Origin of the sequence: Streptomyces sp. NPDC008150 (genome assembly GCF_042956945.1) — a bacterium.
Lineage (GTDB): Bacteria > Actinomycetota > Actinomycetes > Streptomycetales > Streptomycetaceae > Streptomyces.
In genome coordinates this window covers 335,178-349,026 of the sequence record NZ_JBIBHJ010000003.1, presented here as the reverse complement: position 1 = coordinate 349,026, position 13,849 = coordinate 335,178, and the positions used below count along the sequence as shown (strand labels likewise).

Below are 13,849 nucleotides of genomic sequence, written 5' to 3'. Positions count from 1 at the left end.
CCGGCGCGGCCCCGGTTCTGCGCGCCGGGGCGGGGCGTTGGCACGTGGCCGCTCCGAGCCGGGCGGTGCGGAACCCGGCCCCCCGGCCCCGCATCCGGTCACCCGGTGGGGCAGGGCCCCGTCGGCATGCCCGGTCCGCCGGGGGCGGGCGGTGTCGGCAGGATGCCTTCCCGCACGGCCGCCGCCGTCCAGGCCGGGAACTGGGACAGCAGCCGGTCGTACAGCTCCTGGTCCGGAACTCCCGCGATGTCGTCCACCGCGAAGAACCCCACGTTGTCCACCCGTCGGCCGGGCAGGCTGTCGAAGTGCTCCAGGATGCCGAAGCCGGCGTTCCCTAGCCCCACGAACTGCCAGAAGACCGGTTCCTCCGTCGCCGCCCGCAGCTCCCGCTCGATCTCGGCGTTGCGATGCACACCCCCGTCGGAGAAGAACAGCACCAGGGTGGGAACCTCCGTCGCGTTCTTCCGTACGTACTCCCTGACCTGAGCGATCACCTTCTGTTCCTCGTTCTGGACGCCGACCGTCCGCATGTCGACCTGCCCCGGCCGCAGCCCTCTCGGCGCCCGCCTGCGGCGGAACAGGCCCAACTGGCCGACCCTGACGTGCAGTCGGAGCCACTCCGGCAGCTCCCCCAGCGCCAGGTCCGGCAGCCGGGCCGCCTCCGACGCGAACGTCCACGCCTGCATCTCCCCGTCGTCGTCGAGCTGCGCGACGACGGCCGCCATGCGCTCGACGACGTCGGCGACGGTCCCCCTGGAGTAGAGCGGGGCCATGGAACCCGACGCGTCCAGCACCAGTACCACCCGGGCCCGGAGCCCGGCCGCACCGTGCTTGTCGAGGCTGACCCCGACCTGCTGCTTGCGCAACGACAGCCGCTTGCGCATGTCCACCGGCAGCCGCTCCTCACCCGGCGTCACGGCCGCCCCCGCTGCGGGCACGGCAGCCCCCGGGACCGCGAACCGGTCCGGCCCGGACGGCGCCGGGGGCACGGGCGGCAGCCGGGGTGGGGCCGACGGGGGCGGGGGTGTCCGCGGCACGGAGGGCTGTGCCCCGTACGGGCCGGCCGGGGGCACCGTCCGAGCAGGCGTCGGCGAGGCGAGCGGCCGACCGCCCGGGGAGAGTCCGACCGGACCCGCCGCGCCGGTACGGCCCGGCTCGGCGGCCGGGGCCGCCGGTGCCGGAGTCGCGCCCACGGAGTCCGCCGCGGCGGTGCCCGGGTCGTCGACCGTGATGCCGAAGTCGGTGGCGAGGCCCGCGAGCCCGGCCGCGTATCCCTGCCCCACCGCGCGGAACTTCCAGCCGCCCTGCCGCCGGTACAACTCACCCCCGATCAGGGCCGTTTCCGTGTCCGCGTCGATGTCGAACCGGGCCAGCTCGGCCCCCGTCCCCGCGTCGAGAAGTCTCAGGGACAGTCCTGGCACCCGCCCGAACGGCACGGCGTCCGACGAGCCGCAGATCAGCACCCGGTCGACCGCCGCCTCCAGAAGGCCCAGTCGCACCTCGACCCCGTCGGCGACGACGGCCTGACCGGCACCGGAGCCGGATCCCGCCCCGGCCGAGTCCGCACGCTTCCCCAAGTGCCGTACCGCGCCCGACGGGTGGCGCGGCTGGTTGTAGAAGACGAAGTCCCCGTCGTCCCGCACCCGTCCGGCATCGGTCAGCAGCAGCGCCGAGGCGTCGACGTCCGGCACTCCCGGCCCGGCGAACCGGACGAGTTCGACGCGCACCGCCGACGAGGCGACGGAGAGGTTGGCGCCCTTGCTCAGGGGTCTCGCTGTCATGGCCCCAGTCTGCCCGCGGAGAGGACGCCGGGCGCCCGGTCGCCCCGGTCCTCCGCCCGGTCTTCCGCCCGGCGCCCGTCACCGACGGGCAGACCGCTCCTGTCAGCCGCGCGCGACCCGCGCGCCCCTCTCCGTCATCCGGTCCCCCTTCTCCTCAACTGTCAGTCCGCGAGCGGCAGATACACGCGATTGCCGCTCTCCGCGAACTCCTTCGACTTGCGCAGCATGCCCTCGGCGATCTCGTCGGGCGACGCTCCCTCGTCCGAGGTACCGCCGAACTGTTCCGAGATGCTGTGGCTGATCTTCATCGAGCAGAACTTCGGCCCGCACATCGAGCAGAAGTGGGCCGTCTTCGCCGGCTCGGCGGGCAACGTCTCGTCGTGGAACGCCCGCGCCGTGTCGGGGTCGAGGGCCAGGTTGAACTGGTCCTCCCACCGGAACTCGAATCGCGCGTCGGACAACGCGTCGTCCCAGTCCTGTGCGCCGGGGTGGCCCTTGGCCAGGTCGGCGGCGTGCGCGGCGATCTTGTACGTGATGACGCCGGTCTTGACGTCGTCCCGGTCCGGCAGGCCCAGGTGTTCCTTGGGGGTGACGTAGCAGAGCATCGCCGTTCCCCACCAGGCGATCATCGCCGCACCGATACCGGAGGTGATGTGGTCGTACGCCGGAGCGACGTCCGTCGTCAGCGGGCCGAGCGTATAGAACGGTGCTTCATCGCAGATCTCCTGCTGAAGGTCGATGTTCTCCTTGATCTTGTGCATCGGGACGTGTCCCGGGCCCTCGATCATGGTCTGTACTTCAAAACGCCTGGCGATCCGGTTGAGTTCCCCGAGAGTGCGCAGTTCCGCGAACTGCGCGCGGTCGTTGGCGTCCGCGATCGAGCCCGGCCGCAGCCCGTCGCCCAGCGAGTACGTGACGTCGTAGGCGGCGAGGATCTCGCACAGTTCCTCGAAGTTCTCGTAGAGGAAGCTCTCCTTGTGGTGGGCCAGGCACCACGCCGCCATGATCGAGCCACCGCGGGAGACGATGCCCGTCTTCCGGTTGGCGGTGAGCGGCACGTAGGGCAGGCGCACACCGGCGTGCACCGTCATGTAGTCGACGCCCTGCTCGGCCTGTTCGACGACGGTGTCCTTGTAGATCTCCCAGGTCAGCTCCTCGGCACGGCCGTCGACCTTCTCCAGCGCCTGGTAGAGCGGCACCGTGCCGATGGGGACGGGGGAGTTGCGGAGCACCCACTCGCGCGTGGTGTGGATGTTCCGTCCGGTGGACAGGTCCATGACCGTGTCGGCACCCCAGCGTGTCGCCCAGGTCATCTTCTCCACCTCCTCCTCGATGGAGGACGTCACGGCGGAATTGCCGATGTTGGCGTTGACCTTCACCAGGAACCGCTTGCCGATGATCATGGGTTCGATCTCGGGGTGGTTCACGTTGGCCGGCAGTACCGCCCGTCCCGCCGCGATCTCCGCGCGGACCACCTCGGGTTCGACGTTCTCCCGGACGGCCACGAACTCCATCTCCGGGGTGATCTCGCCCCGCCGGGCGTAGGCGAGTTGGGTCACGGCGGTCCCGTCCCTGCCGCGCCGGGGCTGCCGCGGCCGGCCCGGGAAGACCGCGTCGAGGTTGCGCAGTCCGCCGCGCGGCGACGTGTGCTTGAGGCCGTCGTCCTCGGGCCGGACCGGCCGCCCCGCGTACTCCTCGGTGTCGCCGCGGGCGACGATCCAGTTCTCCCGCAGAGGGCTGAGCCCGCGCCGGACGTCGGTGTCGACGAGCGGGTCGGTGTACGGGCCGGAGGTGTCGTACAGCGAGACCGCGTCGCCGTTGGTGAGGTGCACCTGTCGGACCGGCACCCGCAGATCGGGGCGCGAACCCTCGATGTACGCCTTGTGCCAGCCGATGGACGTTCCGGCCTCCTCGCGCTCGGTGAGCTGCGTGGAGGCAGGCATGCGTGCGTCCTTGTTGGTCATGAGACCTACTCCCTACGCCGGCATTACCCGGTAACAGGTTCGGCGGTCGACGCAGCGATGTCCGTCGAGCGATCGATGTTTCATGTGAAACATCGCGACGACGGAGGTCAGCGCCCTCTCAGCCCGGTGCTCCGAGCTCCCGCGTGTGCAAAGGTGCTTCCACGCTAACTCCCGTTCGGGCGCGGTGAACAGAGGGCCCCCTCCGTTCTTGCGATGATCGGTCGGTGACCACGAGACAGCGGCCCCCTCATCCACCGACCGGACACGGCTCCTGGCCCGCCAACGGCCAGGACGGCAGCCGCAGTTCGGACGGACGCGACGGCCAGGGCCCCGGGCCCGACGGCCGGGTCGGCGGCCCGTCGGGCGGTGGCGGCCCGTCAGGTGGTGGCGGACGGGGCGGCAACGACGGCTGGTACCGCGACGGCGGCGGCGGAGGCGGCTGGAACGACGACGACCACGGCGATCACGACGGCCACGGCCGGGTCGGCGGTCAGGGCCCCGGACCCGCGCACGACCACGACCACGGGAGCGGCCACGACCGGCACCAGGACCACGGTCACGGGCCGACGGAGAGCACCGGCCACGGCCACGGCTCGGGCAACGCCTCCTCGGGCGGCAGCTCCGGCGGGGGCCACGGCGGCCACGGGCACTCCCACAGTCACGGCCCGGCCGCCCCCGTCTCCAAGCACCTGCGCAAGGTGATCGCCGCGATCCTGATCCCGTTCACCGCGGCCGTGGTGGTGGGCCTCGTGGTGCTCTGGCCCGGTGGCGCACCCGCGCACGAACGCACGGGTGTCGGTTTCGACCGGCAGACCCAGCAGGCCACCGTCACCAAGGTCGTCGACGTCAGCTGCAAGTCGGTGAACGCCTCGGGAGGCGGCGGCTCGACCGGGGCCGCCGACGGGACGACGGCCGAGGACGAGGGCGGCACCTGCAAGAAGGCGACCGTCCGCGTCGACACCGGGAAGAACAGGGGCCGCACGTTCACCGAGGTCGTACAGCCGGACCAGTCACGGCAGTTGCACGAGGACGAGAAGGTCGTGGTGGCCTACGAGCCCTCCGCGCCCAGGAACCTCCAGTACTCGGTCACCGACGTGAACCGCCGGGTGCCGATGGCGGTTCTGGCCGGGATCTTCGCCCTCGCCGTCGTCGTGGTCGGGCGGCTGCGCGGGCTCATGGCCCTCGTCGCACTGGCCGTCAGCTTCCTGGTGCTGACCTTCTTCATCCTGCCGGGGATCCTCCAGGGCTCGAACCCCCTGCTGGTGGCGGTGGTGGGGGCCAGCGCGATCATGCTGATCGCCCTCTACATGTGCCACGGCCTGTCCGCCCGCACCTCGGTCGCGGTCCTCGGCACGCTCATCTCGCTCGTACTGATCGGCCTGCTCGGTTCGGTGTTCATCGACTGGGCCTCGCTCACCGGCAACACCGACGACAACACGGGCCTGATCCACGGGCTCTACCCGTCGATCGACATGAGCGGCCTGCTGCTCGCCGGCGTCATCATCGGCTCCCTCGGCGTGCTCGACGACGTGACGGTCACGCAGACGTCGGCGGTCTGGGAACTGCACGAGGCCAACCCGACGATGGGCTGGCGCGGCCTGTACCGGGCGGGCATCCGGATCGGCCGCGACCACATCGCGTCCGTCGTCAACACGCTCGTGCTCGCCTACGCGGGCGCCGCGCTGCCGCTGCTGCTGCTCTTCTCCATCGCGCAGAGCAGCGTGGGGACGGTCGCCAACAGCGAGCTGGTCGCCGAGGAGATCGTCCGGACACTCGTGGGCTCCATCGGCCTGGTCGCGTCCGTACCCGTCACCACGGCGCTGGCGGCACTGGTGGTGGCCGCCGACCGGCCGCACCCGCAGGCGGCTTCCGGATCCGCGCGCGCGGTACCGGCGGTCCCCGGCGGACCGGTGCCCGTAGCCGCGCCGTCCGCCGCGCGGGGCGGACGGGGACGTCGCCGCAAGCGCTGACCGACGGCGCACGGCGAGGGGGGCCGGTCGCCGCTGGGCGGACGCCGGTGGCCGCGGCGCGACCGCCAGACGAAGCGTTTCTGCGCGCTGCCGACGCCTGCCGTGCGACGTGAGGAGCCGTCAGCCGGCGCTCTGCTCCTCCGCCAGGATGCGGTCCAGCGCCTCGTCGAGATGGGCGTCGAATTCCCCCAGCACGCCTTCCTGACCGAGCGGGACCAGCTTGTCGGTGCGGTCCAGGAAGGCCACCAGGGGCGCCCCGGACGAGCGGAACAGCGCCTGCTCGGAGCCCACTTGAAGACGGATCAGCACATCGCCCGGCACGTCGGAGCCGTCCGGCCGGATCCGTACGTCGCCCTCGCCCGACGCCACCGCCACGCCGTCCACCAGCAGTTCGCGGCCGAAGGCCCAGGTGACGGGGGCGTCGCCCGGCAGGTGGAAGGTCAGCCGCACGGCGTAGGGATCACCGCTCTCGTAGCGGAGTTCCACCGGGATGCGGAACGAGAGCTCCTCGGAGACGAGAAAGCTCATCATGACCTCTGCCTGTACGGACTCGCGCATTGCCTATCCCGTCATCTGCCGTCGACTGGCCGGGAATGAACCCCTGACACAGGCCGAATCTTGCAGAACGTATCCACCGGATCACAAGGAGTGAGTTTTCAGATGCTGATAGACAGCGCGAGCGATCCCAGCATGCGGTCGATCTCGTTCTGGAGCCGGCGGACGGCGGGCATCAGCCGGTCCGACTGATGGGCGGGCACGGAGATCGCCACAGAGCCGGCCGTGGAGCCCACCGTGATCGGGATCGCCGCGCAGACCGTGCCGAGCGCGTACTCCTGCCGCTCGACGACTGGTTCCGACCGCCCCATGCGGTCGAGGCGGCGGAGCAGCGCCGAACCGTCCCGCACGGTGTACGGGGTGATCGACTCGACCGGGTAGCGGTCGATGTGGTCGCGCCGGGCGCTCTGGTCGAGCTGGGACAGCAGGCACTGGCCGATCGCGTGCGCGTATCCGGTCTCGCGGAAGTCGGCCCACTCCTCGACGGCCGGCGAGTACGCGCTGTCGACCACGCACCGGACGTCGATCTCGCCCTCCTTGTAGAGGGCGTAGTAGATCGGCGCCCCGACGGTGTCCCGCCAGTGCGCGAGGGTCTCGACGACCGTGCTGCGACGTTTCTGCCGGGCGCCGTTGCTCGCGAGGCGTTCGGCCGCCTCCCCGAGGAAGAACAGCCCCTTGTCGCGCAGCAGATACCCCTCGTGGACCAGGGTCCGCAGCAGGTGGTACGTCGTGGGGAGGGCGAGCCCGGTCTCGCGCGCGAGCTGTTTCGCGGGGGCGCCGTGTGCGTGCCGGGCGACCGCTTCCAGGAGGCGCATCGCCCGCTGCACGGATCCGATGAGGGTGCTCGACGCGGCCGGAACCTGCTGGGCGGGAAGCGCCGTCACGCGACGCTGCGGGGGCGCGTGCGGTGCTGCGGACGCGGACGCGGTGTCAACCGTGGCCAAGAGGTCACTCCGAAACGCGAGGGGCTGCCGTGCGGGGGGACACGGGAGGGGCGTACGCCGCCCGCGGGAGACACCCGCGGCGAATTCCGGACTCTAACCGTCGGCCACCGCCCCCGGGCGCCCCGCGGGGAAAACTTCCCTCCCGCGAGCGAACCCTCGGCAACAGTCGCCCCCCGACGGTTTCCCGCGGCGCCCCCGCTCGTTGCGCGAAGGGCCCCTCGGCCCTCGCGCACCCTGCCGCCTCAGCGACCCCGTGCCCCGGGGGTCACCAGTCGCTGCGTGACGACGAACCCGACATGAACCGCCGGACGATGTAGATGAGACCGCCGACCAGGGCGACGAACACCAGCAGTTTGAAGAGCAGGGCGACGACGAAGTGGACGACGGTCGCTATCAGGCCGCCGAACACGAACAGGGCGATGAGCGGCACCGCCACCCACTTCACCCACCACGGCAGACCGGCGAAGATCTCTCTCATCGCTTTCGTCCCTCACCTCAGTGCCCGTCGCTGTCGCGGGGCCTCGACTGTGCTTCATCCGATGCTAGGGCCGACGACGGCCCCCACGGGGCCCGCGCACCCCCCGTTCCCCCCTGACCGGACCCTGAGAGAACCCGGAGACGCCCGTCAGGCCTCGGGGGGAGAGAACACCACCAGAACCCGCAGGTCCTCACTGATGTGGTGGAACTTGTGTGCGACCCCCGCCGGAACGTACACCACGCTGCCGCGGGCGACCTGGGTCGTCTCCAGACCCACCGTGATCGCGGCCCGGCCGCTCACCACGAAGTACACCTCGTCCTGACGGTGCGGCTGCTGGGGGTCGTGCTCGCCCGCGTCGAGCGCGTACAGGCCCACGGACATGTTCTTCTCCCGCAGGAACTGCAGGTAGGCGCCGTCGTTGGCGGCACGTTCCGCCTCCAGTTCGTCCAGCCGGAATGCCTTCATCGTCCTCGTCCGCGTTCGTGTGCGATCTCTTCTGCCACGATCAGACACATGAAGAATTTCGTAGTCAAGACGCTCGCGAACGCGTGCGCCCTGGCAGTCGCCGTCTGGCTGCTGGACAAGATCACGCTGACCGGTCACAGCACCGGCGCGAGAGTCGGCACCCTGCTCCTGGTGGCCGTGGTCTTCGGCCTGGTCAACTTCCTCGTGAAGCCGGTCGTGAAGGTGCTCTCCTTCCCGCTCTTCATCCTGACGCTCGGCCTGATCACGCTGGTGGTCAATGCCCTGATGCTGCTGTTGACGTCCTGGGTGTGCGGCAAGCTGGACCTCGACTTCCACGTCGACGGCTTCTGGACCGCGGTACTCGGCGGCCTGATCATCTCCGTCGTGTCGTGGGCGCTCAACATGGCCCTGCCCGACTCCGACAGCGAGGACTGAGCACGCGATGGCCTACCGCGTCTGCTTCGTGTGCACCGGCAACATCTGCCGCTCCCCGATGGCCGAGGCCGTCTTCCGTGCCCGTGTCGAGGAGGCCGGCCTCGGCGGCCTGGTCGAGGCCGACAGTGCCGGCACCGACGGCTGGCACGAGGGTGACGGCGCCGACCCGCGCACCCTGGCCGTCCTGGAGGAGCACGGCTACGGCATCGAGCACACCGCCCGCCGGTTCCAGCCGTCCTGGTTCTCACGGCTCGACCTCGTGATCGCCCTCGACGAGGGCCACTACCGCACCCTGTGCCGGCTCGCGCCCAGCACGGCCGACTCCGAGAAGGTGCGGCTGCTGCGTTCGTACGACCCCGACGTCGGCGACGACCTCGACATCGCGGACCCCTACTACGGGGGCGCCGACGGCTTCGAGGAGTGCCTTGAGATGGTGGAGGCCGCGAGCGAGGGACTCCTCGTCGCGGTACGCGACCACGTGGAGGGAGAGGCGGCATGAATGCTTCCGCCGACAACGACGACACCGGTGCGGGAGCACGGAACGCGCCGGGCACGCACTCCGCGGACACCGGCGTCCCGGCCGGGGCCGGCGACGGCACGCGCGCGGTACGGGCAGGGCTCCCCGAGCCGCTGAAGAACGAACCGACCCTGCCCGGACCCGTGTTCGCGGCCCACTTCCACCTGCCGGGCGAGGTGGCCGGTCCGTACGCGTACGGACGCGACGAGAACCCGACGTGGACGCTGCTGGAGCGCGCCATCGGCGAGCTGGAGGCCCCGGGGCGCGACGACGTCACGACGCTCACGTTCGCGTCCGGCATGGCGGCCATCTCCGCGGTGGTCTTCTCCCAGCTGCGGGCCGGGGACGCGGTGGTACTCCCCGCCGACGGCTACCAGGTGCTGCCCCTGGTGCGCGCCCAGTTGGAGGCGTACGGCATCGAGGTGCGCACCGCGCCGACCGCCGGCGACGCCCAGCTGGAGCTGCTCGACGGGGCCAAGCTCCTGTGGATCGAGAGCCCGTCGAACCCGGGCCTCGACGTGTGCGACATCCGCCGGCTCGTCGAGGCGGCCCACGCGCGCGGCGCCCTGGTCGCCGTCGACAACACCCTCGCCACGCCTTTGGGCCAGCGCCCGCTGGAACTCGGCGCCGACTTCGCGGTGGCCAGCGGGACCAAGCAGCTCACCGGACACGGCGACGTCCTGCTCGGATACGTCGCCGGTACCGACCCCGGGGCCATGGCCGCCGTGCGGACGTGGCGCAAGGTGGTGGGCGCGATCCCCGGCCCCATGGAGGCATGGCTCGCCCACCGCTCCATCGCCACGTTCCAGCTCCGGGTGGACCGTCAGAACGCCACCGCCCTGCTGCTCGCCGAGGCGCTGCGCGACCGCTCCGACATCGCGGGACTGCGGTACCCGGGCCTGCCCGACGACCCCTCGCACAAGATCGCGGCGGGACAGATGCGGCGCTTCGGCTGCGTCGTCTCGTTCACGCTGCCCACGCGCGAGCGGGCCGAGCGGTTCCTCGACACGCTGCGCCTCGTCGACGAGGCGACGAGCTTCGGCGGCGTGCGCTCCACGGCCGAGCGGCGCGGACGCTGGGGCGGGGACGCCGTGGCGGAGGGCTTCGTGCGGCTGTCGGTGGGCGCCGAGGATCCCGAGGACCTGGTGGCGGACGTGCTGCGCGCCCTGGACGAATCGGCCAACTGACGCGCGGGTGAAGGACGGGTCCGAGCCTCCCCCCTCGTGGCTCGGCCCGTCCCGGTTCCGTGTGACCAGAACCGCGCGCACAAGGCTAGTTGACTGTGTGTCAGTGTCCAATCACAGTAGCGACAGCGGCCTATCGACATATTTATAGTTGTGCCGTGCCGGACCCGGGGGGCGACGGGAGAAGGAGGCGGCGGTGGACCTGGCGTTGCTGCGCACCTTCGTGACCGTCCACCGTGCCGGTTCGTTCACGCGCGCCGCGGCCCTGCTCGGCCTCTCGCAGCCGGCGGTCACCTCGCAGATCCGCACGCTGGAGCGCCAGTTGGGGCGCCCGCTGTTCCTCCGCCAGGCGCGCGGCGTGACCCCGACCAGCATCGGCGACGAACTCGCGCACAAGGCGGCTCCGCATCTCGACGCCCTGGTGGAGATCACCGAGACGGGTCTCGACGACGACTCCTCGGTACGCACCCTGCACCTGGCCGGGCCACCCGAGTTCACCGCGGAGCGGGCGCTGCCCGCGCTCACGGCCCTCCGGGGCGAGGACGGCCAGGGGTTCGCGCTGCGGGTCTCCTTCGGGAACGCCGAGGAGGTGCTGGAGGGTCTGTCCGCCGGGCACCACGATCTGGCCATCAGCACCGCCCGCCCGCGCGGTCCGCTCCTCACGGCGACCCCGCTGTGCGACGAGGAACTGATCCTGGTCGCCGCTCCCCGCTGGGCGGAGCCCACCGCGCCCGGCCCGAACCGGACGCGGGGAGCACTCGAACTGGACGGGATCCCGGTCGTCGAGGTGCACGAGTCGCTGCCGTTCGTCTCGCGTTACTGGGCGGCCGTCTTCGACTCACGGCCCGCCACCGCGGGCACGGTCGTGGTGCCCGACCTCCGGGCCGTGCTCGGCTGTGCCGCGGCCGGCGCGGGGCTCGCCGTGCTGCCGCGGTACCTGTGCGAGGCCGCCCTGGCGCGGGGCGACGTGGTCGCACTCCACGAGCCCGCCGTACCGCCGCTGCGGACGTACGTCCTGGTGGTGCGTTCCGGCACCCTGGCGATGCCGCACGTGGCACGGGCCTACGAGTGGCTTCAGCGGACCGCCGTCGACTGGTGCTGACGGGGCACGGGAGCCGGTGAGAACCGTGACCGGGGAGTGGGGTCGGGAAGCACCCGGCGGGCCCCTCGACGCCCTGCCCCGTGCGACCCGGTTTGCGACCTGGTGCGCGCCCCGGTGCGTCAGCGGGGCCCGGCCGAAATGTTTCACGTGGAACATGCCGGGCCACATTTCTCCCATGACCGTCCGACCCGTGGTCAAGCGCACCGCACGCGCCGTCCTGCTGGACGGCGACGACCTGATCCTGATCAAGCGCACCAAGCCCGGTGTCGATCCGTACTGGGTCACTCCCGGTGGCGGTGTCGAACCCGAGGACACGACCGTCGTCGACGCCCTGCACCGAGAGGTGCACGAGGAACTCGGCGCCAAGATCACGGACGTGGTGCCCTGCTTCGTCGACACCGTCGAGCACATCGGCGAGGACGCGGCGACGACCGGCGTGAAGGTGCAGCACTTCTTCGTCTGCTCCCTGGAGTCCATGGATCCGGCCCAGCGGCACGGCCCCGAGATCGAGGAACCGACCGGCGAGTACGAGATCGTCCGCGTTCCGTTCACCCGCGTCGGCATCGCCACGGTCCACCTCGTACCGCTGTCGCTGCGCCACTATCTGGACGGCAACATCGAAGGAGTACGGGCACTGCACGCGGCGGACCTGGGCTGAGCCCGGCGGCGCGGGCCTGGCCTCAATTCCCCGCGGCGACCAGTTCCTCGACCGAGTCGTGCCGGATCCGGGCCGGCGGGATACCCGCGTGCCGGAGGGCGTCGATTCCGCTGCGGATCATTCCGGGCGGCCCGGACAGGTAGGCGTCGAACTCGTTCCACGGTCCGTACTCGCGCACGGCGTCCGGGAGTTGAAGGTGCGCCTGCTGGTCGATGATCGCCCGTACGGACAGCCAGTGATGGTTCTGCTGGAGCCGCAGGAGCGTGTCGATGTCGTACAGGTCCTGGTCGGTACGCGCGCCGTAGAACACCTCGACGGGCCTGCGTTCACCGTGCTCGGCGACGTCCTCGACGAGTGCCTTGATGGGCGCGATGCCGGTCCCGCCGCCCAGGCAGAGCAGGCCGCTGCGGGACGTGTGGTCGACGGTCATGGAACCGGCCGGGGGCCCGAGCCGGACCACGTCTCCGGGCCGGGCCCGGTGCACGAGTGAGTTGGAGACCCAGCCGGCCGGCACGGCCTTGACGTGGAAGGTCAGCAGACCGTCGGGACGCGGCGCGGAGGCGAAGGAGTAGTGCCGCCACACGCGGGGCCACCAGGGGGTCTCCACACCGGCGTACTGGCCCGCGAGGAAGGGGTAGGGCTGGTCGGGACGCACGGTCAGGACGGCGACGTCCGGAGTCCGCAGTTCGTGGGCGACGACCTCCGCGTACCAGCAGGCCGGCGCCCGCAGTTCGTCCGCGGCGGCGGCATCGATCATGATCTGGGAGATCTGCGTGTACACCCGCACCCAGGCGGCCTCGGTCTCCGCGTCCCACACCGCGGTGGCGTACTTGCTGAGGGCCCCGATGAGGCACTCGCCGACCGCCGGGTAGTGCTCGGCCCGGGTGCCGTACTTGCGGTGACCGCGCCCGAGGTTCTTCAGGTACTCGGTGAGGACCTTGGTGTTGTCCATGTGCTCGGCCGCGGTGAGCAGCGCTTTGAGCAGGCGGTCGCGCTGGGCGTCCATCGCCGCCGGAAAGAGCCCGCGGAGGTCGGGGTGGCGCACGAAGAGCAGCGCGTAGAAGTAGGACGTGACCTTGTCCGCGACCGGGGCCACCTCCGCCATGGTGCGGCGGACGAGGACGGCGTCGGGAGATGCCTCGGGCTGCGCGGGTGCCGCAAACCGCTGCGGAGGTACACGCGGGTGCTGCGTCGGTTCCTGCGCATGCGCCTGCGCGTGCGCCTGCGGGAACGCGGGGCCGGTTCCGGGCGGTGAGGGGGCCGCACCGGCCGGCGGGTGGGCCGTGGACGCGGCCGCGGGTATTCGTTGCCGGTCCGGTGCCGGGCCGGGGAAGCGCTGCGCGTCGCGGTCGTCCGTGACGGGGTGGGGTGCGCCTCCGCCGTGGGTCGCGCTGGCGGCCTCGTTGTGGGCGTGCGTGACGCCGTCCGCCGACGCACCTGTGCGGCCTACCGGCCGTACCACCGCCGGCCTGCGTGCCTCTGTCGTCCCGTCTGTCGTCCCGTCGGTGCCGGCGGGAGTCCCGCCCTGGCGCGGGGCGAACCAGCCCCTCCCGTCGGAAGTGCCGTCGTCCGCCGACGTGGTGGTCGGAGCGTCCATGGTGTGCCTCGCCTCGAACATCTTTCGGTCGGTCTGCGCACTTCCCGGTCGGAAGCTGCCTGCCTTTCCCCCGTGCGAACGTCGAACTGCATCTGTCGGTCGAGCAGTCGCCTACATTCTGGTTCCGCCTGCCCACGGGCGGCCGGGGTGCGAGTGTGAGATGAACCGCAACGCTCCCGCCGCAGCATGCCATCCCCCG

The 13,849-nt window shown here is 71.5% G+C and carries 13 protein-coding genes and 1 riboswitch; of the genes, 6 read left to right on the top strand and 7 right to left on the bottom strand.

What is annotated here, in order from left to right:
• Positions 1 to 98: 98 nt before the first annotated feature.
• Together ACFZA0_RS10890 and thiC are read right to left on the bottom strand one after the other, a co-directional pair.
• Positions 99 to 1,781 (bottom strand): VWA domain-containing protein, encoded by a 1,683-nt coding sequence (locus tag ACFZA0_RS10890; protein WP_391014134.1) that lies wholly within the window; start codon positions 1,779 to 1,781, stop codon positions 99 to 101.
• Positions 1,782 to 1,942: 161 nt separating this feature from the next.
• Complete coding sequence (thiC, locus tag ACFZA0_RS10885) at positions 1,943 to 3,745, bottom strand: phosphomethylpyrimidine synthase ThiC (RefSeq protein ID WP_391014132.1); 1,803 nt, start codon at positions 3,743 to 3,745, stop codon at positions 1,943 to 1,945.
• Positions 3,738 to 3,898, bottom strand: a riboswitch (TPP riboswitch). Its footprint overlaps the gene before it by 8 nt.
• A gap of 71 nt (positions 3,899 to 3,969) precedes the next feature.
• Between thiC and ACFZA0_RS10880 the strand changes: the two genes are divergently transcribed.
• On the top strand, positions 3,970 to 5,715 hold the full coding sequence (locus ACFZA0_RS10880) for a YibE/F family protein (RefSeq protein ID WP_391014130.1): 1,746 nt from the start codon (positions 3,970 to 3,972) through the stop codon (positions 5,713 to 5,715).
• A 120-nt stretch (positions 5,716 to 5,835) separates the two neighbouring features.
• Here the strand turns inward: ACFZA0_RS10880 and ACFZA0_RS10875 are convergent, their stop codons facing one another.
• From ACFZA0_RS10875 to ACFZA0_RS10860, 4 genes are all read right to left on the bottom strand, one after another.
• Complete coding sequence (locus ACFZA0_RS10875; protein ID WP_391014128.1) at positions 5,836 to 6,273, bottom strand: SsgA family sporulation/cell division regulator; 438 nt, start codon at positions 6,271 to 6,273, stop codon at positions 5,836 to 5,838.
• Positions 6,274 to 6,371: 98 nt separating this feature from the next.
• Entirely contained in the window at positions 6,372 to 7,214 is an 843-nt protein-coding gene (locus ACFZA0_RS10870; RefSeq protein WP_391014127.1) for a helix-turn-helix domain-containing protein, read from the bottom strand.
• A gap of 265 nt (positions 7,215 to 7,479) precedes the next feature.
• A complete protein-coding gene (locus ACFZA0_RS10865; RefSeq protein WP_391014125.1) occupies positions 7,480 to 7,692 on the bottom strand; it encodes a DUF5326 family protein in 213 nt (70 codons plus the stop codon).
• A gap of 147 nt (positions 7,693 to 7,839) precedes the next feature.
• A complete protein-coding gene (locus tag ACFZA0_RS10860) occupies positions 7,840 to 8,157 on the bottom strand; it encodes a cupin domain-containing protein (RefSeq protein WP_391014123.1) in 318 nt (105 codons plus the stop codon).
• Positions 8,158 to 8,205: 48 nt separating this feature from the next.
• Between ACFZA0_RS10860 and ACFZA0_RS10855 the strand changes: the two genes are divergently transcribed.
• From ACFZA0_RS10855 to ACFZA0_RS10835, 5 genes are all read left to right on the top strand, one after another.
• Complete coding sequence (locus ACFZA0_RS10855; RefSeq protein WP_391014122.1) at positions 8,206 to 8,592, top strand: phage holin family protein; 387 nt, start codon at positions 8,206 to 8,208, stop codon at positions 8,590 to 8,592.
• Positions 8,593 to 8,599: 7 nt separating this feature from the next.
• On the top strand, positions 8,600 to 9,091 hold the full coding sequence (locus ACFZA0_RS10850; RefSeq protein WP_391014120.1) for a low molecular weight protein-tyrosine-phosphatase: 492 nt from the start codon (positions 8,600 to 8,602) through the stop codon (positions 9,089 to 9,091).
• Complete coding sequence (locus ACFZA0_RS10845; RefSeq protein WP_391014118.1) at positions 9,088 to 10,296, top strand: cystathionine gamma-lyase; 1,209 nt, start codon at positions 9,088 to 9,090, stop codon at positions 10,294 to 10,296. Before ACFZA0_RS10850 ends, ACFZA0_RS10845 begins: the two co-directional genes overlap by 4 nt.
• 193 nt (positions 10,297 to 10,489) lie before the next feature.
• A complete protein-coding gene (locus ACFZA0_RS10840) occupies positions 10,490 to 11,395 on the top strand; it encodes a LysR substrate-binding domain-containing protein (protein WP_391014116.1) in 906 nt (301 codons plus the stop codon).
• Positions 11,396 to 11,570: 175 nt separating this feature from the next.
• The gene (locus tag ACFZA0_RS10835) at positions 11,571 to 12,053 is read left to right on the top strand and encodes an NUDIX domain-containing protein (protein WP_391014114.1); all 483 of its coding nucleotides are present in this window, start codon (positions 11,571 to 11,573) and stop codon (positions 12,051 to 12,053) included.
• A gap of 22 nt (positions 12,054 to 12,075) precedes the next feature.
• Here ACFZA0_RS10835 and ACFZA0_RS10830 read toward each other — a convergent pair whose 3' ends face one another.
• A complete protein-coding gene (locus ACFZA0_RS10830; RefSeq protein ID WP_391014112.1) occupies positions 12,076 to 13,671 on the bottom strand; it encodes a globin domain-containing protein in 1,596 nt (531 codons plus the stop codon).
• Positions 13,672 to 13,849 lie beyond the last annotated feature (178 nt).

Excerpts from the sequence above, each read along its gene's own strand:
- ACFZA0_RS10890 (WP_391014134.1), bottom strand. The coding sequence starts at position 1,781 with ATGACAGCGAGACCCCTGAGCAAGGGCGCCAACCTCTCCGTCGCCTCG.
- thiC (WP_391014132.1), bottom strand. The coding sequence starts at position 3,745 with ATGACCAACAAGGACGCACGCATGCCTGCCTCCACGCAGCTCACCGAG.
- ACFZA0_RS10875 (WP_391014128.1), bottom strand. The coding sequence starts at position 6,273 with ATGCGCGAGTCCGTACAGGCAGAGGTCATGATGAGCTTTCTCGTCTCC.
- ACFZA0_RS10865 (WP_391014125.1), bottom strand. The coding sequence starts at position 7,692 with ATGAGAGAGATCTTCGCCGGTCTGCCGTGGTGGGTGAAGTGGGTGGCG.
- ACFZA0_RS10860 (WP_391014123.1), bottom strand. The coding sequence starts at position 8,157 with ATGAAGGCATTCCGGCTGGACGAACTGGAGGCGGAACGTGCCGCCAAC.
- ACFZA0_RS10855 (WP_391014122.1), top strand. The coding sequence starts at position 8,206 with ATGAAGAATTTCGTAGTCAAGACGCTCGCGAACGCGTGCGCCCTGGCA.
- ACFZA0_RS10850 (WP_391014120.1), top strand. The coding sequence starts at position 8,600 with ATGGCCTACCGCGTCTGCTTCGTGTGCACCGGCAACATCTGCCGCTCC.
- ACFZA0_RS10845 (WP_391014118.1), top strand. The coding sequence starts at position 9,088 with ATGAATGCTTCCGCCGACAACGACGACACCGGTGCGGGAGCACGGAAC.
- ACFZA0_RS10835 (WP_391014114.1), top strand. The coding sequence starts at position 11,571 with ATGACCGTCCGACCCGTGGTCAAGCGCACCGCACGCGCCGTCCTGCTG.
- ACFZA0_RS10830 (WP_391014112.1), bottom strand. The coding sequence starts at position 13,671 with ATGTTCGAGGCGAGGCACACCATGGACGCTCCGACCACCACGTCGGCG.